We start from the raw sequence: 1,253 nt of genomic DNA, 5'->3' as shown, positions 1-1,253 counted from the left end.
CTCCCCCACCGCCGAAAAGCACTCGTGCCCCCGCCCCGCGGCCGATAGCGTGCCGGACAGCGCCCCCACCAGCGCACCCAGCACCCAGCACCCGACAGAAGGGAGCCGCAGGTGAAGCACTCCAGCCCCGAGTTCGCGCGGATCGCACACGAGGGAACCGTCCTGCGGTGCCAGGTGGGCTCCGAGGCCCACGGCCTCGCCCTGACAGGCCGGGCCGACCGCGACGAGATGGGCATCTGCGTCGAACCCCCCGAGTACGTCATCGGCCTGCGCCCCTTCGAGCAGTACATCCACCACACCCGCCCCGAACACACCCGCTCCGGCCCCGACGACCTGGACCTGACCGTCTACTCCCTGCGCAAGTGGACGCGCCTGGCCCTGGACGGCAACCCCACCGTCCTGCTCCCCCTGTTCGTCCCCCCGCACGAGATCGTCGCCATCACCCCCACCGGACACGACCTGCGCGCCAACGCCGCACGCTTCCTCTCCCGCCGGGCGGGCCAGCGCTTCCTGGGCTACCTGCGCGCCCAACGCGACCGCATGCTGGGAACCCGCGGCGGCAAACACACCAACCGCCCCGAACTCGTCGAACAGCACGGCTTCGACACCAAGTTCGCCTACCACATGGTCCGCCTGGGCATCCAGGGCGTGGAACTGATGGAGACCGGCCGCATCACCCTGCCCATGCCCGAACCCGAACGCACCTGGCTGCTCGCACTGCGCCGCGGCGAGCACAGCCGCGACGACGCCCTGGACCGGGCACACGAACTCGAACAGCGCCTGGCCGAGCTGTGCCGGACCTGCGACCTGCCCGACGAACCCGACCACGCCTGGGCCGACCGCTGGCTGGTCAGCACCTACCGACGAACCTGGGCCCAACGCTGACCCCGCCCCGCGACCGTGGCCACGACCACGCTGGTCACAGCGGCCACCCGACGCGGAACCGGCACGGGACCGGGATAGGGTGAACCCCCGAACAGGTAGGCGCCGCTCCCGGCTCCTCCGGACGCTCCCCGCACGGCGGACGCCGCGCACCGCGCCCGGAAACAACGAACACTAAGGAAACACCATGGTCGGAACCATCGCCTTCGTGCTCATGATCGTGGGCCTGACGATGATGCTCGCCACCGGGCTCATCGCGGCCGTGATCAAGACCCGCTAGGGCAGCACGACCCGGCTCGGTGACGGGTGCGTCCCCACGGCCGCACCCGTCAGACCGTCCCTCCCGCACACCCCACAGCCCCGAAAAACAC

General features: G+C 70.9%; 1 protein-coding gene. It reads left to right on the top strand.

Annotation, left to right across the window (positions count from 1 at the left end):
• Positions 1–111: 111 nt before the first annotated feature.
• Positions 112–885: a DNA polymerase beta superfamily protein gene (locus DQW06_RS21995; protein ID WP_013153544.1), complete on the top strand. Its 774-nt coding sequence runs from the start codon at positions 112–114 to the stop codon at positions 883–885.
• The last annotated feature ends 368 nt before the right edge of the window (positions 886–1,253 follow it).

The sequence above is a fragment of the Nocardiopsis sp. TNDT3 genome, from assembly GCF_003427465.1.
In the GTDB taxonomy this organism is placed as follows: domain Bacteria; phylum Actinomycetota; class Actinomycetes; order Streptosporangiales; family Streptosporangiaceae; genus Nocardiopsis; species Nocardiopsis dassonvillei.
Note: the sequence above shows the minus strand (reverse complement) of the source record. Positions and strands in the feature narration are given on the sequence as shown.